At 38.4% G+C, this 19,874-nt stretch carries 18 protein-coding genes; 16 read left to right on the forward strand and 2 right to left on the reverse strand.

Annotated elements, in window-relative coordinates:
• Positions 1 to 149 precede the first annotated feature (149 nt).
• From CBF35_RS06030 to CBF35_RS15070, 5 genes are all read left to right on the forward strand, one after another.
• Positions 150 to 1,034 (forward strand): ABC transporter ATP-binding protein, encoded by an 885-nt coding sequence (locus tag CBF35_RS06030; RefSeq protein ID WP_126779114.1) that lies wholly within the window; start codon positions 150 to 152, stop codon positions 1,032 to 1,034.
• Positions 1,027 to 1,839: an ABC transporter permease gene (locus tag CBF35_RS06035; protein WP_126779117.1), complete on the forward strand. Its 813-nt coding sequence runs from the start codon at positions 1,027 to 1,029 to the stop codon at positions 1,837 to 1,839. Before CBF35_RS06030 ends, CBF35_RS06035 begins: the two co-directional genes overlap by 8 nt.
• 166 nt (positions 1,840 to 2,005) lie before the next feature.
• Complete coding sequence (locus CBF35_RS06040) at positions 2,006 to 2,797, forward strand: helix-turn-helix domain-containing protein (protein WP_170174721.1); 792 nt, start codon at positions 2,006 to 2,008, stop codon at positions 2,795 to 2,797.
• Between the two features lie 5 nt (positions 2,798 to 2,802).
• Positions 2,803 to 3,090 (forward strand): hypothetical protein, encoded by a 288-nt coding sequence (locus CBF35_RS06045; RefSeq protein ID WP_126779121.1) that lies wholly within the window; start codon positions 2,803 to 2,805, stop codon positions 3,088 to 3,090.
• A gap of 282 nt (positions 3,091 to 3,372) precedes the next feature.
• Complete coding sequence (locus CBF35_RS15070) at positions 3,373 to 3,498, forward strand: hypothetical protein (RefSeq protein WP_265586432.1); 126 nt, start codon at positions 3,373 to 3,375, stop codon at positions 3,496 to 3,498.
• A gap of 138 nt (positions 3,499 to 3,636) precedes the next feature.
• Here the strand turns inward: CBF35_RS15070 and CBF35_RS06050 are convergent, their stop codons facing one another.
• A complete protein-coding gene (locus CBF35_RS06050) occupies positions 3,637 to 5,577 on the reverse strand; it encodes an elongation factor G (RefSeq protein ID WP_126779123.1) in 1,941 nt (646 codons plus the stop codon).
• 292 nt (positions 5,578 to 5,869) lie between these two features.
• Between CBF35_RS06050 and CBF35_RS06055 the strand changes: the two genes are divergently transcribed.
• Positions 5,870 to 6,847 (forward strand): tRNA dihydrouridine synthase, encoded by a 978-nt coding sequence (locus CBF35_RS06055; RefSeq protein WP_126779125.1) that lies wholly within the window; start codon positions 5,870 to 5,872, stop codon positions 6,845 to 6,847.
• A gap of 356 nt (positions 6,848 to 7,203) precedes the next feature.
• Here the strand turns inward: CBF35_RS06055 and CBF35_RS06060 are convergent, their stop codons facing one another.
• Complete coding sequence (locus CBF35_RS06060; RefSeq protein WP_126779127.1) at positions 7,204 to 7,686, reverse strand: anthrone oxygenase family protein; 483 nt, start codon at positions 7,684 to 7,686, stop codon at positions 7,204 to 7,206.
• A gap of 459 nt (positions 7,687 to 8,145) precedes the next feature.
• Between CBF35_RS06060 and CBF35_RS06065 the strand changes: the two genes are divergently transcribed.
• The 10 genes from CBF35_RS06065 (at position 8,146) to CBF35_RS06110 (ending at position 19,860) form a co-directional block, all read left to right on the forward strand.
• On the forward strand, positions 8,146 to 9,534 hold the full coding sequence (locus CBF35_RS06065) for a helix-turn-helix domain-containing protein (RefSeq protein WP_126779130.1): 1,389 nt from the start codon (positions 8,146 to 8,148) through the stop codon (positions 9,532 to 9,534).
• A gap of 187 nt (positions 9,535 to 9,721) precedes the next feature.
• Positions 9,722 to 13,636, forward strand: a complete 3,915-nt coding sequence (locus CBF35_RS06070) for a pectate lyase-like adhesive domain-containing protein (protein WP_126779132.1) — start codon at positions 9,722 to 9,724, stop codon at positions 13,634 to 13,636.
• A gap of 17 nt (positions 13,637 to 13,653) precedes the next feature.
• A complete protein-coding gene (locus CBF35_RS15105) occupies positions 13,654 to 13,902 on the forward strand; it encodes an LPXTG cell wall anchor domain-containing protein (protein WP_425330182.1) in 249 nt (82 codons plus the stop codon).
• Entirely contained in the window at positions 13,899 to 14,642 is a 744-nt protein-coding gene (locus tag CBF35_RS06080) for a WxL domain-containing protein (protein ID WP_126779136.1), read from the forward strand. The genes CBF35_RS15105 and CBF35_RS06080 overlap by 4 nt, the downstream gene beginning before the upstream one ends.
• Before the next feature lie 37 nt (positions 14,643 to 14,679).
• A complete protein-coding gene (locus CBF35_RS06085) occupies positions 14,680 to 15,366 on the forward strand; it encodes a WxL domain-containing protein (RefSeq protein WP_126779138.1) in 687 nt (228 codons plus the stop codon).
• 24 nt (positions 15,367 to 15,390) lie between these two features.
• A complete protein-coding gene (locus tag CBF35_RS06090) occupies positions 15,391 to 16,194 on the forward strand; it encodes a WxL domain-containing protein (RefSeq protein WP_126779140.1) in 804 nt (267 codons plus the stop codon).
• A gap of 24 nt (positions 16,195 to 16,218) precedes the next feature.
• The gene (locus tag CBF35_RS06095; RefSeq protein WP_126779142.1) at positions 16,219 to 16,947 is read left to right on the forward strand and encodes a WxL domain-containing protein; all 729 of its coding nucleotides are present in this window, start codon (positions 16,219 to 16,221) and stop codon (positions 16,945 to 16,947) included.
• 31 nt (positions 16,948 to 16,978) lie between these two features.
• Positions 16,979 to 17,803 (forward strand): WxL domain-containing protein, encoded by an 825-nt coding sequence (locus tag CBF35_RS06100; protein ID WP_170174722.1) that lies wholly within the window; start codon positions 16,979 to 16,981, stop codon positions 17,801 to 17,803.
• Between the two features lie 21 nt (positions 17,804 to 17,824).
• The gene (locus tag CBF35_RS06105) at positions 17,825 to 18,655 is read left to right on the forward strand and encodes a WxL domain-containing protein (protein ID WP_126779146.1); all 831 of its coding nucleotides are present in this window, start codon (positions 17,825 to 17,827) and stop codon (positions 18,653 to 18,655) included.
• Between the two features lie 38 nt (positions 18,656 to 18,693).
• Positions 18,694 to 19,860, forward strand: coding sequence for a WxLIP family cell surface protein (locus CBF35_RS06110; RefSeq protein WP_126779148.1), 1,167 nt, complete (start codon positions 18,694 to 18,696; stop codon positions 19,858 to 19,860).
• Positions 19,861 to 19,874 lie beyond the last annotated feature (14 nt).

The following is a 19,874-nucleotide window of genomic DNA, read 5'->3' on the forward strand; positions in this document are numbered from 1 at the left end:
TTCCATTTATTTGGAAGGTGTTTTTTTTGTTCTCAACCATTCAAGACATTTTTCTAGCTGTTTGGGATTATTTGGTCATCTGCCTTCAAAAATTGCCTATAATAAAAGCCAAATAAACGTCGTAAGCTCTTAAGAAAGGCAGGTAAAGCATGTTGTTAAAAACTGTTAAGCTCAACAAAATATACGGAGAAAAGGTTGCTGTGAAAGATGTCTCTTTTGAACTCTCTCAGACAGGCGTTTATTTACTTGCAGGGCCAAATGGTAGTGGTAAAACGACGTTGATGGAGATGCTAGTTCAAATGATTCGACCAAGTTCAGGTCAGCTAATTTATCATCAGAGCTTGTCAGGAAAAGACTTCAAAAGGAAAGTTGGTATCTTACTACAACAAAATAGTGTCAGAAAGCATGTAACTGTAGCTGAAGAAGTACGTTTTGTTAGCCGGATTTTTAAAAGAAAGCTCGATTTAGAGAGTTATCTACGGAAGTTTGACTTGTATGAACATCGTCATCAAAAATGTCACAAACTCTCTGGTGGGTTACAAAGACGACTATTGATTGCTACCACTCTTATTCCTAATTACGAGCTGATCTTTTTCGATGAGCCAGCTTCAGGCTTAGATGTCCAAACCCGAGACTTCATTTGGTCAATTATCAAAGAACAAGGGGCAAAGAAGATTTGTCTCGTCTCTGATCATTATTTGAATCAAGCAGCTAGTTATTGCGATCAACTATTACTAATGAGTCAGGGGGAGCTCGTCTTTCAAGGAGCTGTTAGTAAGTTATTATCTCAATTTAAATTTAGCACAAGAATTCAAGTTAAATCCCAATTTGCTAGCCAAACAAAAGAAATCTTATTAGCCAATCATCAAGAGTTTGAAGAGCTTGTCTCAGGGGGATTTACTAATTATTTTGTTAAAGAGAACTTTAACGCTATAACTAATAATCTACTAGCTATAAGTGAAAATGTCAGAAGAGTGAACGTTGAAGATGTTTACCTAGCCTTAGCTCGAGAACAGGAGGGGAAAGATGTTTAAAGAACCTTTACTATCAGAGAATTCGTTGAAAGGGAAGGAAGCCATAAGTAAGATTAAAGCAATTATCATCCTTGAAGTTAAGGCAATCATTCGCGAACCGTCATCGATGTTTTTTATTTTTGTGTTACCCTTAGTTTTAACTATTGTCTTTGGGTCAGTTTTTGGTGCAGATGTCATTGATGAGGCACAAGGGCTTAAAGGCATTGATACAGTCTTTCCTATTAATCTCGTGTTTATTATTGCTAATGTTGGCTTGATGGGGATTCCAATTTCAATCAGTGAGTTAAAAGAAAAAGTCACCTTAAAACGCTACTTCTCATACCCAATATCTTATTTAACTTATTTTTTATCAGTAATGTCTACTTATCTAGCAGTTACTGTGTTATCAAGCTTACTAGTTTTGGTGACCTGTTTTTGGTTTTTTGGGGCGAACTTTTTCATGTCATTTAGCCAAACCTTAGGATTTTTGTTCTTTTGGCTTTTAGCTGTCTATGTTTTTGATAGTCTAGGATACATTGTAGTCTTATGTTTTAAATCTTCTCGGAGCATAAATATCGCCGCCACAGCAATTTTCTTAATAATGATTTTCGGTTCAGGGGTGGCAGTTCCTTTAGAAAGATTACCCAATGAGATTCAAAACATAGCTAAGTTCACACCAATGGCTCATTCGATTGAGTTATTAGAAAGCTTGTGGCTTAGTCGTTTTACTTTATCAGACAATGCCATTAATATCGCTTATTTAATCATTACTAGTTGTTTGTTGACAGTTATCATAACGAAATACAAAATCAAGTGGGAGGGGTAATCTGAGATGCAGTAGACTTTTTTGCGAGTCACCGCACTAAAAAATTTACTAAAACCTTTCTAAAGCCTTTTAACTAAGGGTGATACGAAATGTATCAGCTAATTAATGTCGGAATCCCTAGACATTATTGACAGATATTGAGAAACTGAAGGTAGGAGGTGAGCTTGTGACAATTGGGAAAAAAATTAAAGATAATCGGTTGAAACAAAATTTGACTCAAGAACAGTTAGCGAAGTTACTAAACGTTTCTCGTTCAACGGTTTCCAGTTGGGAAGTCGATCGCAATTATCCAGACTTAAATACGTTAATTGCCATTAGTGATTTATTTGAAGTATCTCTTGATACATTCTTACGAGGAGATGAGGGGCTGGCTAAAGACGTTTCAAAGAAAGCTAAATGGTACAAAATCTACCGACGAACGCTGTGGCTAATGGTAATTCTAGTGATTGGCTATTTAAGCTATAATCAAAAACGTGCCTTAGACGTCAAGAGCTATCAACGTAATTTAATAGAAGGGGGATGGTATGATGGAAGTACAAGCAAAGATAATGCTATTTATTTGTTACATGAAGAGGCTAAGCTTAATAAAATTATTAATTACTTAGTTACAATCGACACGGTTAGTCCTTTAGACTTTCCCTTTAAAGGCAAGCACTTGTCTGTTCTAGCGAGTTTCCATCAGCATGACTTTTCAGTTGAAGTTTTAAATCAGAACGATATTATCTTAACGCTACCAATTCCTCAAGGCGCTGGTTTACCTTACTCAGTAAAAATCGATCAAAAGTTACAACTGAAGGCAGCAAAAGAACAACGGAATAAAAATTATAACCGTCAGTATACTGAACGTTACTTAAAAATGAATCAAGACAACATTCAGACTTTAGTAACGAAGAGTCTTGAAAAGCGAGAAATCATTACTGAAGATAAACAATTAAAATTGTACTATAAAAAGGAATGATGAAGATGAAATCAACGACAAAAGGTAACGTCTTATTAATCATGCTCGTAATCCTTGCGACTGTGCCTTTTTGGTTATCAATTTCTGCGGTCTTAGACATTGACACCCGTATCGGTATTCGACCCTATGTGGATTATTTACTAGTTTTAGGAAATTCAGGGGTTTTATTAACAAGTCTTTGGTGCTACCGTAAGACTAAGAACAAAATCAACTTAGTAGTCGTGGTTTTAAGCATGCTGATGTTACTAAGCTATATTGCCATAACACTAACAAGCATCTATATCTTTGGCTAGGGGACTTATCACAGGGAGTACTGTCATTGACAATCTAGGGAAATCCGTGTTATACTCATTCCTGAGCTAAAAACGTTAAGATGCTTTGGTTATAGGACTTGATAGTTACTAACAGTTTACTGGGAGTAATGAAAGAAAGCACTAGCACCTAGTCTTAAGCAAGTCATTTCCGACGTTTCGCACGCTGTTGCGAAAGGTCTTTTTTTATGGAAATAATAGTCTGTTGCAGCCTATTAAAGTATGTTACGTAGGCAGTCTTAAATAATAAAGGTGGTATGAGAAATGAAAAATAAAGAAAAAATGTTAGAAATCATTAAAAACAAACAATCAGGTGGCCGTGTTAAGAAAATGGCTGAACCTAAAAATGATCGCAAGAACATGCGTAAAGGACCAAAAATCTTTAACTAGAAATCAGTGAAACACCTTCCAATATTTGGAAGGTGTTTTTTTACTAAGTAAACTAAAAGCCACTTCCTGAAAATCAAGGAAGTGGCTTTTGCTTTAGCTAAAGTCGCTAGTTAGTTGCTAATTAAGAGCACAGTTATTTCAGAGATGCAAATACTTCTCAACATCAAACCATTTAACTTCAAAGCCGGCTGGTCCTTTCAAGAAGACAGAACTGGAAGTGTACTCAAGGTCCCGCTCTTTTTCATAAGCAATTCTGGCAATAACTTCTTCCCTATTGTGACAAGGTAAGTAGTCAAAATAACTTAAAGTCATCACCCCTTGACCTTGGGTGAAAGCGATGAGTTGCTCTTGATAGTCGATAAAAGTAGCGACGGGACCAATGCCTGTAATGACTGCCAAGTCTTGGAGAATAGTCGGTGGCTCAAATTGGCCATGTAAGCGAGGAATATCAGTTAGTACGCGACCCATACTCGATGTTGGCAAGGTGATTTCAAAAGCGTACCATGGTTCTAGCAAAACATTATCAGCTTTTTCTAAGCCTTGACGAATGGCTCGCCAAGTAGCTTCTCGGATGTCGCCTTTACTACTATGCTCTAAGTGCATGGCGCCCTTTTTTAAAATAAAATGAATCTTAGTCAGAGGACTCCCAGTCAAAAGTCCTTTTTGTAGACGAGAGTTGAGACTAGCCCCAATCAGATTTTGAGCAGGTAAGTTTAGTTGTTCAAGACTGACTTCGCTACTGAAGGTCAACTGTTCGTCCTCAGAGGGAAGCAGTTCCAAATGAACTTCAGCGTAATGACGTAAAGGTTCAAAATGAGCATACCCCATGATGGGTTCTTGAATACTTTCTTGGTAAATAACTTGAGCTTGGGCAAAATCAACATCTAAGTCATAGTCAGTGGCTAGAATGGCTTTTAAAATTTCTAATTGGATTTTACCCATAATTTGGACGGAAATTTGTTGAATTAAGGGCTCAAAGCTAACATTTAAACGGGGCATTTGTTCCTCGATTTTTTTTAGACTTTTTAGAACTTCATGGAGGGGTGAATCATTAAGAACCACACTTGCTCTAAGTAGTGGCAAGAGACTAGGCTGGTAGTTTTGGTCAGTGGTAGCCCCAAGAGTAGAACCAACAGTAGAACCAACAGTGGAATGTTTCAGTCCCGTAACACCAACTAAATCCCCAGCTTGGGCTGTTTCAACTAAGTGGTATTTAGACCCATGATATAAACGAATTTCATTGATTTTTTCCAATTGACCGTTAACGAGGATTTCCATTTTCTTTGTCAGGTGACCACTTAGACATTTTAAGTAAGTGACCCGTTGATCTTGTTGGTCGTAGTTAATTTGATAAACGTGACCAGTAAAGGCTGTCTCTGAGATTAGGGGCCAAGGGCTAGTCTCGTTAATAAGGTCTAAAAAAGACTCAGTCCCTTGATGTTTAAGGGCGCTACCAGTTCCAACTAAGGTAATTGTTTTAGCAGTAATTAAGCGTTTGGTCGCTGTTAGCACCATGTCAGTCGTCAAGGACTCAGCGAAGTAAGCTTCTAGTAGGTCATCATCAAATTGACAGAGCCATTCTTGATACTCAGTCCTTGCAAAGTCAGTGATGTCATTAATGACATAGTAGTCAGGTGTTAGTTGCTCACTGATTGAAAGGAGGGATTTTGTTAAGTCGGCAGTCGGTAAATCACATTTATTAATAAAAATATAAACAGGAATCTGTTTTTGCTTTAATAAGCGGTATAAGGTTAACGTATGACTTTGTACACCATCAGTGGCACTAATTAATAGAATTGCCAAATCAAGAACAGCAATCGTTTGTTCCATTTCTGCAGAGAAATCAGGATGTCCCGGAGTATCGATTAGCTGAAAGTCGTTTTCTCCCCAACTAAAGAGGGCGGTATCGCTAAAAATCGTAATCCCGCGTTGTTTTTCTAAGGGATTGTGGTCAAGGACAGTGTTGCCATTATCAACTCGACCAGGTTGACTAATTTGCTTAGATAAATAAAGTAAGCTTTCACTAAAAGTTGTTTTGCCGGCATCAACGTGGGCAAATATGCCAATTGTTCGTTTCATGATAAGCTCCTTTGATTAATAATTAAAGTGATAAAAATCCTTCTAGAAGTATTATGTCAAACTATCGCTAAATAGACAAGAAACTCAGGCTGGTAAGAGTTTCTTGTCTGTTTTTTTAATAATTAATGGGGAATAGAAAGCAGCCTAACAAAGACGAAGCTCAAAAATTGTGATAAAATAAATCTAATCAATACAGCTAGTAAACATTCCCTTTGATTCTTTCACAATTAGCGAGTATAATTACGATGTTTTTGGGGAAAGTATTTAGGTGAAATGAAATGGAGAGTATATAATGACAACTAATTTTTGGGCGGAGTTACCGAAACCCTTTTTTGTATTAGCACCAATGGAAGATGTGACAGATGTGGTGTTCCGCCATGTCGTAAAAGCCGCCGGGGCGCCAGATGTCTTTTTTACGGAGTTTACCAATTCCGACAGTTATTGCCACCCAGATGGCAAAGAAAGCGTTCGGGGGCGCTTAGTCTTTACGGAAGACGAACAGCCCTTAGTCGCCCATATTTGGGGAGATAAGCCGGAGTTTTTCCGAGAGATGAGTCTTGGATTGGCAGAAATGGGCTTTAAAGGCATTGACTTAAACATGGGCTGTCCCGTTCCTAATGTGGCAGGTCGTGGCAAAGGCAGTGGCTTAATCTTACGACCAGAAGTGGCCGCTGAATTAATCGCTGCTGCCAAAGCTGGTGGCTTACCCGTCAGCGTTAAAACTCGCTTAGGCTATAGTGAGTTAGCGGAACATGAAGCATGGTTAACCCACTTGTTAGAACAAGACATTGCGAATTTGTCGATTCACTTACGAACGCGTAATGAAATGAGTAAAGTTGATGCCCACTGGGAAATGATTCCGCAAGTTTTAGCCATTCGTGATCGGGTGGCGCCGAATACCTTAATTACGATTAACGGGGACATTCCTGATCGCCAAACAGGTTTAGAATTAGCTGAAAAATACGGCGTTGATGGCATTATGATTGGTCGGGGGATTTTTAAAAATCCTTTTGCCTTTGAAAAAGAACCAAAAGAACACACTGCTACGGAGTTGTTAGGCTTACTGAACATGCAACTTGATTTACAAGATGAGTATGCCAAAGTCATTCCCCGTTCCATTGTCGGTTTACATCGTTTCTTTAAAATCTACGTCAAAGGTTTTCCTGGCGCCAGTGATTTACGTGTTAAGTTGATGACGACGAAATCCACAGAGGAAGTCCGGGAAATCTTGGCTGACTATCAGGCAGGGAAGTTCCTGAATCAAGAGTAAGACAAAGACCTAATGAAAAGGGACCGTGACAATAGTCGACGGTCCCTTTATTCTGACGAACGTTATTTGATTAACGAGTTCCAAAAGTCAAATAGCGACCCTCTCAACAACTGCTAAACGCTGCCGTTATTCTTAATGCTTTAGCATTTAGAAATAAGGGACAACGAAGTGCCGTGCCTCTTATGACTTTAGTCATTAGAGACAGGGACAACGAAGTGCCGTGCCTCTTATGACTTTACTACGTTGCCCCTTGCCTCTAAGCTAATAAATTAGCAAGAGCAACGGCAGTCATTAGAGACAGGGACAACGAAGTACTTGTATTTAAACGACTTTTGTCACACCTCCTTTGCATTGCCTCAGTTAATCAGACTTAAAATATAACTAGCCATAGCACCAAGTGAAGTTAGTGCCCGAAAATGGTTCCAAAAGGTCCATCGTTTTAAATACTCTTTCCAAAAATCCTCTGCCTCGGGAGTCTCAGCTGAAATGTTAGCCAGTTTGTTATTTAGGGGGACGTTGAAGATAACTGTAACGGAAAAAGTTCCGAGAAGATAGAGGAGGCTGGCAATCATTAAATACCTATTTTGAGACCAGTTTAAAGGAGACAAATTGGTGATTAACAAATAGCCACTTATCCCAGCAGTTCCGAAAAAGATACTAAAGAATAACGGATTTAGCACGGTGAGATTGATCGACTGCATGGCACTAATGCCATTTTTAGGTGAGATTTGACTGAGGGCAGCCATAATAAAACTGGAAAAAGAAAAAAACATCCCAGCCATCAGGCCACTACCTAAAGCAGCGAAAAAAATAATTGTGTCAATGAATGAATGAAACATAAGGTTCCTCCTAATTAGGGTTTAGGAACTTATTTTAACGTGAAAAACCTCGTCTGTAAATAGAATATATTTTGAACGTTAGAAGTTGGAACAATACTGCCACTAAGGCGATGTCATCGAAAAATTGAAGAAGCAGAGTTTATCAAGGATTCATAAAACAAGAGCCAGCCTAAGGATGCCCAGTCCTTAGATTAGTTCTGTTTTTTTTTTGAAAGCATAGTTTAAAAATTGTTCGATATTTACGAACTAGTAAAAATGAAGGTTTTTGTGAAATGAATTATAATGTGAATGTTGTGAAAGAGTTTGTTAATCAAAGGTCCTTAAAGTGTGATGGTAATTATTTCACAAAGAAGGGGCTATTGGGGAAATAGCTAAGAATAAAAAGATAGTGTTCAATAAACAAGGGAGGGGATCACAATCGATTCATTTTTGGGGAAAAAGGAACAACGATTATTAAGAATGGCCCAGTTTATCTACGAAAGGAAAAACAAGGAACTTTCTTTAAAAGAATTAGCTAGTGAGTTAGAAATAAGTAGCAAAATGTTAACAGAAAGTATTTATGAGTACCAGACTTTAAATTTAGAGCAATGTGGCCTACTAATAAATATTATTGATAAGCAAGTGGTGACTTATCAAATAAATAATTTTTCTTTTAACAAAATGAAACAAGTTCTAATTAAACGTAGTTTAAATTTTAAGTTGTGTCAAAAAATTTTTACAGGAGAGTTTACAAATGTCTTAGATTTCTCTGAAGAACATTACATAAGTATTGCTTCTATGTACCGTCATGTTAAGGACTTAAAAAAGATTTTTAAAAAATATCGTTTAACATTGAATTTAAGTCAAGAGCCGATGATAAAAGGTCAAGAATATCACATTCGGCATTTTTATTTTGAACTTTTTTTTGGGGCCTATGGTTTAACGGAAGACTATTTAGAGCAATCGCCATGGCAAGTCGATAGCCAAGAAGAAAGCTTGTTAGATACGGCGTTTCCAATCAGACAGAAAATTAGATTACTCTACTATATATCCTTTTCCAGACTGTCACAAAATTACTATATGTCAGAGATGACATTTTTAAAACCCTATAAAGCGTTTATGTTGGAAGAAAAATTTATGGGCTTTTATGCTAACCAGTTACGGAAAATAGGAGCAAGTGAGAAACAAATGACCAAGGAACTTAATTTTCTCTTGATTTATACATTGAAAATAGGGTTATTTGATAATAAGAAATTAGCTCAAATCGATCTTCATGCTAGTGAAAACAGTCAAGAGCGTAATGAAAAAATCAGCTGGGTGCATCATTGGGTAGAGTTATTTTCAGATTTTTTTGCCGTTAAATTATCGCTAGAGCTGCATTTATTACTCTCAGCCAACTTGTATATTTATTTTATTAGTAAGGAGTTTTTTCCCTATTCAGTAGTAGACTTTAATGATGTCTTATTAAAGTATCAAAAAGATAATCCTTATATTTGGGATAAAACCTTGCTCTTTAAAAACCAGTTAAAACAACAATACCCCCAGATTATTATATCGGATTATTTAACTCATTATTACATACGAGAAATTGTGTCTTTATCTCGAGAAGAACTGGAAGTTTGCGTCTTTTCCAGCTGTTCACATTCTCAGAATAGAATTATTGAAAGAGAAATTAAAAAGAGAGCCCTGGTTCAGATTATTATTACAAGAAAAATAACTGAAAAAACTAGACTGATAGTATCAGATTTAGATTTTGATGTAGCTAGCATCAATAGCACGAATAAACCAGAACGAGTGTTTATTCAAACCATTCCTAGTGAAAGTGATTATCAATTGATTACTAAAAAGATTTTAAAACTATCACAATAAATAAAATGACTAGTGAAAAAGATAATTATCAAAAAAAGAGCAGAATAAAGATAAAAATGATAAGCAGTTACTAAAGAGAGGTGTGTATAGTAAAGGAAGAATTTTTGAGAAGGCCCTTAGCTTATAAAAATAAGCAAAAGAGATGACAGTAGCAGATGGTGGATTTAAGGAAAAGGATGGTGAGTATATGAGTAGAAAAGTATACTTGAAACTTGGGATTGTCTTGAGCATGCTTTTTGTCTCAATGACATTAAACTTACATTGGAATACTAAGCAAGAATTAAAAGGGGCGACACTAACTACAGAAAGTAATGAAGTATCTAGTCAGTTAGTTGAGGAAATAATAGAGGAAGGCTCGACTAATTCGACTAGTGAAGAAGTCGAAGTTATACCAGTAACAACGGCGGAAAGTCAGGTTGAGCTAACAACAAAATCAACAAATGTACCAGAAACAGTAGCAGAAAATGAGCTGACAAGTCGGAAAGCACAGACTGAGAAAGTTAAGACCTTTTCTGAATTAGTAAAAGCGATGCTCGATAATACAGTTGAAAGAATTGTCTTGACTGCAGACCTTTCTCAAGGCAACCAATGGATTGATACAGTGTACTTTGGAGGTAAAAGTTTTGAAATCGATGGCAATGGTCATAGCATCACTTTCAATAGTGCGGAGCGAACGGGTTTTAATTTTCGAAAAAGCAATGCCGGTAATCTGACGTTGAAAATTAGCAATATTACGTTGAAAAAATCTCGAGGGTCCTTAGCTCGGGGAGTTGCTAAAAATATGTTTGACTTTGACTTACGAGGAAGTAATGAGTATAAAGAAATTATCTTTGAAAACGTGACAGTCCCTGCGGATAATAAAACGCCTTTAATTAAAGCTAACAATGATTCAGTTGTAAGGGTTATTGGGGATAACGAGTTTCATAATAACGACACCTTTGTCTTTACTCAAAGAAATGATCCGAAAAACCCGTTTTTCAATGCAAAGAATCTAATCTTTGATCACACAACAGTCAAGACAGATGTTTTCACAGATTTTATTTATCAAGGTAAAGCTAAAAGTACGATTGAGATCACAGGTTCAGAGATTGAACATACTACTAAAGGTGGGCGTTTTATCTTCAGTTATGGCGACAAATTAAAATTAGACAAATCGATCATAACCTCTAACAGTGAGTGGGTGGCTGAAGGCTATCAGCGTGAATCAGATATTTATATGGAGTCGGATAAAGTAAAGGTTATGCTTAAAGACAGTGAGCTTTCTTTAAATTCGATTTATACAGCCGTCCTCCAAATAGCCGGTAAAGAGGCTAGCTTGGAAGTTAATAACTCCTTGTTTAACATTGATTTCGAAGAACGAAATTACGATCGCTTTGGAACAAATTCGGCGATTCGTTTCTTTAATGAAGGGGCAACCTATTTAATTACTAATAAATCAGAAGTCAACTTTCGTAAAAAGCAAAACTCAGGAAAAGCAGGTGGTAGTTCAACTATCCGCATGGTTGGTGGTGGTAATATCTTTGAAGTTATTGGTGGCTCGACTTTAAAAATTGTGAATGGTGGAGGACTTGGTGAAGATCGACCAGATTATAACCAAGCCTTAGAATTTGGAGACCCGGCTTCAAGCGTTAGTAATAAGTTTATTATTTCAGAACCAGAAAGTGAAGTCGACATCCTTTCCCAAAACGGTGCAGCTGTAACAAGCGTCCGCAACCTTGATTTAGAGCTCTCTGATCAGGCAACTTTTATTGTTGATGGTAACTCGGCCCGGGCAACAACTGGTATTTTTAATATTAAGGGTGCCTTCAATATGTTGATTGACAATCCTTTGTACTTTGACTTTGTTAATCGCCAGAGTAAAGGAGCGGTAATTCAAGTTGGGACGGGGTCAAGATTTGTTTCAACTCAGTCAGGGTTGACATGGTGGGAAAAAGGACATGATGTTGAAGGCTCACCAAGTTATGACTTTACAGTCTTTGATTATCGATTAACAGGCAGAGATTTACAAAATATCGAGTACTCAGAAAAACCAGAATTTAATACGACGATTTATAAAGGGCAAAGTCAGATAGCCCGAATGAGTAGTAACAATGCTAAACCAGATCTGAGTTACTTACGTGTGCCTACGAATGCCGATAAAACAATTTATGGTCAAGCCGTTGTCTCAGTCGGGCCAAATGAGTATCGAAAAGCCTTTGTCAATGAAGTTAGAGCTAAAATGACCCATAATTCTCAAATTATTAATGAAAAAGCCATCCTGTCTAAAGAAAAAATCAGTCAATGGGGTGAAGCAAGTCAGGATGGTATCTTCAGTTACAAGCTTAAAGATTTTGCTAAAGCCGGCGATGTTTATAAAATTACTGAGCTCGAGCGGGGAACGTTTAATAACAAGGGGGAAAATATTGGCTCTGGTCAATTAATCACAAATGAAATTAATCAAGAAGTCACAGTCATCGATGTGACTCCTCCCACACCGGCAATTGTTAACCCATTAACGAATACTAGTTTAATTCTTTCAGGTAGTAGCGATGAACCAGGTGCAACCGTCACAGCTACTGCTAATGGTCAAGCCTTAGTAGATGAGGGGAAAAAAGAGTTAAGTACAGTTGTAGACGAAGAGGGGCAGTGGCACTTGGCTCTTAATCAAGCGTTGAAAGCTGGGACAATAGTTCAAGTCTTTCTAACAGATACAGTGGGCAACAAAAACCCAGTCTTACCTAAACTTTTCCACGACGCCTTGTTTAAAGAAGGAACGCTCATCACCGTGAAAGATGACTTAGGTAATCACAATAAGTTAGTTAAAACTGTCAAAAATAAAAGCCGAGACCGGGGGACCTATGTTGGTGATACGCTAGTCTATACGATTCACGTCTCTAATGAGAAGAAAGCTAATGAAATAGGTAATTTCACAAAAATTGTTTTACGAGACGAGCTACCTGAGGCCTTATTACTAGATGTCAAAACAATAACGGCTATAGATGGGGCAGGGCGAGAAATTCCAGCTGCAAATATTAGTTTTGAAAAAGAGCAAAACACCTTAGCGATCAAATTAGGTAAGTTAAGTCCTCAGGAAGTTGCGAAAGTGACTTTTGAAACGAGAGTGACTGAAGCAGGTTACAACACAGTTGTTAAAAATACGGCTCAAGCAATTGGTCAGTCAAGCCCGCAGACGACGGATGAAGTCAGTGGCTCAGTAGATTCCCCAGGTGGAAAAGTTTTAATTGATAAAGTGGCACCTAAAATAACGCAAGACCTGAGAAATTTAACATCTGAAAATGAGTTGAACCTAGTCGGTGATGTTTTAGAATACCGTTTTAATATCTCCAATGACACTCAATCCCCTTGGAAAGAAGTCGTTTTAATAGATAAAATTCCAGACCTACTAGTAGTAGATGAAAGCAGTATTGTAGTAATCGGAGAAGATCATGAACAAATTGAAACGGTGATTGAAAATAATCAGTTGAAAATTAATTTCGGTTCAGCAGTCATCGATCAATGGCGGCCCTATAAGATTGTTTTTCAAGGCCGCATTAAAGAAGAGGCTATTAATCAAAGTTTCACTAATCAAGGGGTAGTCACTGGTAAGTCGCTAGATGGTCAAATCTTAAAAATTGATTCAAATGAAATTACGACAGTTGTTGAAGCCGGGGGTATTGGTTTTGTAGAAGAACCCGAAAACATTGATTTCGGTGTTAGGGAATTAACTTCAAAGAAAGAAACTTATATGCCCAAAGAAGACATCTCTTTAATTATTAGAGACTCTCGTGGTACGAAGGCTAACTGGGAACTATTTCTAAAGGCTGGCCAAGAGTTAACGTCTCAGATAAATCCTTCTGCAAAATTGGCAGGAGCTCTAGAATTTGTTACTGAAAAAGGCGAACGTCTATCAATCAATAATCAAGATAATTTGATTTATGGCCAAGCGGGAACGATTCAGACGACTCAAACAAAATTGTTATGGGATCGTCATAAAAAGCAAGGGTTATCTTTAAATATCAGACCAGGTCAAGCACAGTCAGGTGCGTATCAGGCTGAGTTAGTCTGGACATTAAAAGACACGGCAGAGACTGTGGCAAAAACAGAGAAGGTGGCGAAAAAATGATAAAAAAAAGACTGCTAATGCTAGTGCTACTATTAGTAGTTTCGTGGGGCGTTTTCAGTCACCAAGGGAGAACGACTGCCACTACATCAGAAAGATCCCAAGTCAGCCCTAATCCCCCCCCTGACTCAGCAGGAGGGCCCAGTAGATTACCGCAAACAGGAAATAACCAGCAAGTTTATTTACAAGTAGCGGGTTTCCTGTTGCTCACATGTCTAGTGTGTTGGGGGAAAGGGCGGTTTAGTTTAAAGAAAGGAGGTAGTCAATGAGGAGAAAAACAACAATTTTTTTAAGACTTATCTGTATAAGTAGCCTGAGTTTGCTAGCCGTTACAGCCTTAGCAGAGAGCAAAAGTAATCAAGGTCAGTCTCAAGGAGAAATTGAATACATTGTTAATACTGATCCAACTTTACCAGTCGACCCGATGGATCCTGGAAATGAGATCAAACCGAATCCTAGCAATCCAGGCACACAAAACCCTGGCCCCTTAAGTATTGACTACATGTCGTCTATTTATTTTGGTAAGCAAAAAGCGTATGGCAATGACCAAGCTTATTTTGCAGAACTAGATACAGTCTTTATGGCAGACAATCGTCAAAAGCCAGTGCCTAATTACGTGCAAATCACGGATAATCGTGGGACAAATCAAGGCTGGTCTCTAGCAGTCAAGCAAGAAAGTCAATTTAAGAATGAAGGGAATAAGACCCTTGGTAAAGCGGAACTACGCCTATTTAACGGGACCCCTAATTCACAAAATAGTCTCGATAAGGGACCTGTTGCTAATCAAAAAATCATTTTAAGACTAGATAACAGTGGCCAGGGTATCAATAGTAATGTGATGCAGGCGAAAGCGAATAGTGGACACGGAACGTGGACAAACATGTTCGGAAGTGACCTTGAGACCGCTAAAAAAAGTGTCGAGCTCTTTGTACCAGGTGGGACATTGATTGAGAAAGGTAGTTATCGAACAACACTTATTTGGACCTTGAGTGATGAGCCAGGTCAGTAATAAAACTTAGATATATATATAAAGGGGAGAATGAATAATGAAACATCAAAAAGTAACATTAAGTATGGGGATTGTTTTAGCTAGTAGTCTAGTAGTGGCTCCAGTCTTAGCAGCTGAAACACCAGCTGCGACGATTAAATCAACAGGATCAATTACGATGAAAGCTAATGAAGACCCGAATAACCCAGAAAATGGGGGGCCCTTAAGAATAAACAACGTGACAAATATTAGTTTTGGAGAGCAAGTTATTTCCGGAGACGATCAAGTATATGCAGCCAAGATGAGCACAGAGCAAGATGAAGAAGGTAATTTTTTACCTGATAATATTAAAATTATCGACGACCGAGGAACAAACCAAGGCTGGGAATTACAAGTCAAAAATGATGGGTTTAAGTCAGTCGATGGCACAGTTCCTTTAGCAGGGACGGAACTAACAATTAATCCAGTGAGTATCGTTAGCAAGTCAGGTAATCTCTTACCATCAACCTTGAAACCAGTTATCTTAAAAAATGATGGCTTCAAAACGATGGTCGCTGCCAAAGCTAGCGAAGGTGTGGGAACAACAACAACCTTATTTGGTAATCTTGCTGGGGAAGACACTGAAAATACTAATGTCACATTAAAAATTCCAGGAAGTTCAGCTAAAGTCAAAGATACGACTTATCAAACAACTTTAACTTGGGTACTTTTAGACGAACCATCGGCCATGGTTCTTGGAAACTAACATAAATAAAGGGGAGAATAAGGGATGAAAATAACTAAAAAAATCAGCTTAAGTTTACTTTGTGTCAGTACTTTAGCCGTTATATGCCAGCCAGCTTTAGCTGTTGAGAATGGTCAAGAATCACAACTGAAATCAACAGGAAACGTTCAGTTCCAACAAGACTTAGTAACTGACCCTGAAGAAAATAATGGTCCTTTAAGAATCGAATCAGTGACGATGATTGACTTCGGAATTGTTGGCATTAAAGGAGATACAGCCACTTATAATGCGATTTATTCGGAAAATATTAAAGAAGAGTTGCTGAATGACGCTGGAAGCCTCCTTGAGACTAATTTTTTACCTTTAACTGTTCAAACAGCCGATGATCGAGGGACAAATCAAGGGTGGCAACTCCAAGTCACTCATTCTCGCCAATTCACAGAGTTAGGTCCAGATGGCAGAATGAGTAAAGCTGACCCAGCTATTTTAAAAGGGGCTGAAATAAACTTGTCAGTGACAAGTGTGGAACGGCCAGCTGATAAACAGGGGGAAACGACGGAAACAAGACCATCAGGATTGAAACAAAAGGTTAACTTAAACGATCAAGTGAAAACAGTCGTTAATGCTCAAGTTAATGAAGGCATGGGAACGTGGCAGTCCTTATTTGGTGAAAAAGTCTCAGCTGTTAGTAGCCCTGGGAAAGACCCTGAAGGTAATGATGTGATGATTCCAGTTGAAAATGAGGCAGTCCAATTAACCATTCCCGGAGATACGGTTAAAGTCAAAGATGTGATGTATCAAGGTGAGTTGACGTGGATCTTAATTAATAGTCCTGAGACTGTTAGTTAAGTCTAGGAGGAAGGAGTTACTGAAGTGAAGCTAAGGAAAAGTTCACTAGTTACCCTCGGCTTAGCTAGTGGTTTAATGCTACGTTCGCCAATCGTTGCTGGCGTTGAAATCTCTTCCCAAGGTTATGTTGATTTTCAGTTTGGGGATGAGGCTCAGGCAAATGGGCCTTTAAGAATCGATAGTGTGTCAGTGATTCACTTCGGTAGTCAGCCTTTGAAAGGCGATACGATTATCGCTAACGCAATCTATACTACAGCAGAGGTCAATGCCCAAGGTCAGTATGTGCCTTTACACATTGAAACAACGGATGACCGTGGGACTAATACGGGCTGGTCTTTGCAAGTCAAGCAGTCTCAAGAGTTTACAGAACAGCCTGAAGAGTCAGTTGCGCTAGCAGACTTAAGTGTGCTTACAGGGGCGGAACTGACTCTATCGGCAACAGAGTCCTATGATGAAAGCTTAATCTCTGAATTAGGAAAAAACAAGCCAAGTAAATTAGGACAAAAAGTACGAATGAATACGGATTTTCAAACAATTGTGGAAGCGAAGGTTGGCGAAGGAATCGGTAGTTGGGGAACGTATTTCGGAGAGCTGGTTGATGAAGTAACGACTGAAACAGTCCGTCGTGGAGCGTCGCAAGGGGTTGAAAATCAAGAAATCACCTTGAAAATACCGGGACAAATAGCTAAAAAGGCCGACGTTAATTATCAAGGAGAACTGATTTGGGTTCTAGTAGCGACACCAGAAATATAAAAATATGCAAACGAAAAAGGGGAAAATTAAAATGAAAGTATCAAATTTAGTCTTTACAAGTGTCTTATTATTAGGAACTGTAGTTTTAAGTGAAACGAGTTTTGCAGATGTGACTTATCCACAATCGGCAAAGACCGAAGGAATTGTTAATTTTAAAGACAGTGATGGCACACAAACTCCAGTCGATCCAACTGATCCAGAGCCAGGGGAAGTTGCTCCAACACCACCAAATGGCACAACTGGACTATTACGACTGGATCAAGTTCCGAACTTAGATTTTGGGACGATTGAAATTAAAGGGCAAGAAGTAAAAGCACCAGCGAGCTATGTAAAATTAAACAACCTAGAGGGAGAGCTGTTGTATTTTGTACCAGCTTACTTTCAAGTGACAGATGAACGTGGAACAAATGCTGGGTGGACAGTCACAACGGGCTTAACAGCTTTTAAAGCCATGGATAAAACGACAGGTGCCCCAGTTGCCGGCGTTGAGAATTTGAAAGGTGCTAGTATTACCTTTGACAATGGTCAGTTAATGAACCACTCAGGTCTAAATGATCAAGAAATTGCCGTCTTAAGTCCGGAAGTCAATAACGGCATCACTTTAGTAGCAGAAGATGGAGCTCCCAGCCAAACAATGCTTTCAGCAAATGTGGATGAAGGAATGGGTGTTTGGACAGAATCATTTTATGTGAACGATGGTAGTTTATCAGCTCCACCAACGTCACAAGTTGCTAAAAGTGATGAATCCATTGAATTAAGTGTCCCAGGAACTGCTAGAAAATCAAAAGAGTACAACTATGTTTCAACGATTACATGGACATTAGCAGCGACGCCAGAAGCAGTTAAAGGACTGTAGGACAGTCAACTAGGAAGGAGCTTGATTACAATTAAGCAGAACCACTATCACGTTTTTGGCATGTTTAGTTTGTGGCTACTCCTGAGCCAACCAGTTTTAGCAGCCGACTTACCCACAACTGCCACACCGCGAGGACTAGTTAGTTTTACCGAAAGGGGAACAGGTGGCGATGGCTCGATTACAGTACCTGAAACGGCACCACCGATAATAGTTAAACCTGTGGACCCCCATCCTTCCATGCCAGCGGGACCATTGATGATTTTAGATGCACCAACCTTTGATTTTGGAACTGTTGAGATTGCAAGTAAAAATATGTTGTATTCAGTAAAAACAGTGGCCTACAATCAAATCAATGAAGATGGCAGTCTGGCACCAGAAAAAAGTTATTATCCACCCTTTCTGCAAGTGGAAGATGTCCGAGGGAACACGGTGACACAAAGTTGGGCGTTGACCGTGGCAGCCACACCATTTACGAGTGGCAATCAAGAATTGATTGGTGCCGAGATTAGAATTCAGCGACCAAGTTTAGTTTTTAATAATTCGGTTGTTGATGAGCGTAACCCAGAAGGGATTATAACGACTGAATCAGGGTATAGCATTAACCCTAAGGCACAGTTGATTCTTTCAACTGACCCGGGGAAAGGTAATGCTCTGACATCTTTAGTGATGGATACGAACTATCTCGAAGGGAAAAAAAATGATGGCAGTTTGTATACAGAGACTGATAAAATTGAAGACGTTCAACTTTATGTACCAGTGACCGCTTATAAAGAAAAAGCTGAGATCTACCAGTCAACGATTACTTGGTCACTTTACAATACACCTGAAATAGTTGATGGCAGTCGTAAATAATAAAATGGTGAAGTTAAAGGAAAGGGTATCAAAAACTAATGAAAAGAATGTTAAACTATCTAATTATCGGGGCTGTCCTAGTCTTATCTGGTAGTCTTGTCAGTCAGGAAAAGGCGTTAGCGGCAAATCCGTCAACGAACGTTTCGGTGACGACTAACCAGCCGAAAAATCAGATTGATAAAAATCAATCCTTTTTCGATGTATTATTAGCCCCAGGAGAAACGCAAGAATTAGAAGTTGTTTTGAGAAATAATACGGAAAAAGAGTTGGTGATGTTAGCCTCAGTGAACACGGCAGTCACTAATGATAATGGCGTGGTTGATTATAGCTGGAGCGTTCCAGAAGCTAAGGCATTAGCGACGGAAAATAATCAAGATCAAGCTAATCTGAAAATTGATGTTGAAAATATTGACTACGATAAGACGTTAAAGTTTCCACTGTCAAGGATTGCCAAAATTGCCCAAGAAATTAAAGTACCGGCGAACTCGGAAAAAGTTGCTAAAGTGACAGTTGACATGCCAAAAGAAGCAATTAAAGGGGTTATCGCTGGTGGTGTTTATTTAAGTCAAAAAGAAGATGAGAGCGAAAATGATGAAACAAATCAAGGTGTTCAAATTAAGAACAAGTTTGTTTATGTCGTTGGTATTCAATTACGCCAAAAAGCGGATATCTCAGACATCTTACCAGAATTAATCTTAGACCCTGCTAAAATTAGCCCGACTCAAGTCAACTACCGTAACTATTTAGGCGTAAACTTACAAAATAGCGAGCCAATTTACATTCGCGATTTAAAAGTTGATGCCCAAATAACGAAAAAAGGCCAGAAAGGGATTCTGTTTGAGGCGGCTGAAACTGGGTTGAAAATGGCCCCGAATTCTAATTTTAATTTTGGAATTAATTGGCACAATCAAGAGTTTAAAGGTGGCAAGTACCAACTTCAGCTGAAGGCCCGTTCTGAAGATTATGATAAAGAATGGTCATGGAATGAAGAGTTTACGATTGAGTCAGAAACTGCGAAAAAATTAAACCAACGAGCAGTTGAACTAGAAAAAGATAGTAACCTTCTCTTGTATTTGATTATTTTAGCCTTGATTTTATTAATCATCCTTTTAGTCATCGCTTACCTTGTGAAGCGTCATTTAGATAAAAAGAAGGAAATGGTAAAAGGGAATAAAAAACATCAAAATAAAAAGCCAAAATCTTAGGATTTTGGTTTTTT

Source organism: Vagococcus salmoninarum, assembly GCF_003987495.1.
Taxonomy (GTDB): Bacteria; Bacillota; Bacilli; order Lactobacillales; family Vagococcaceae; genus Vagococcus_D; species Vagococcus_D salmoninarum.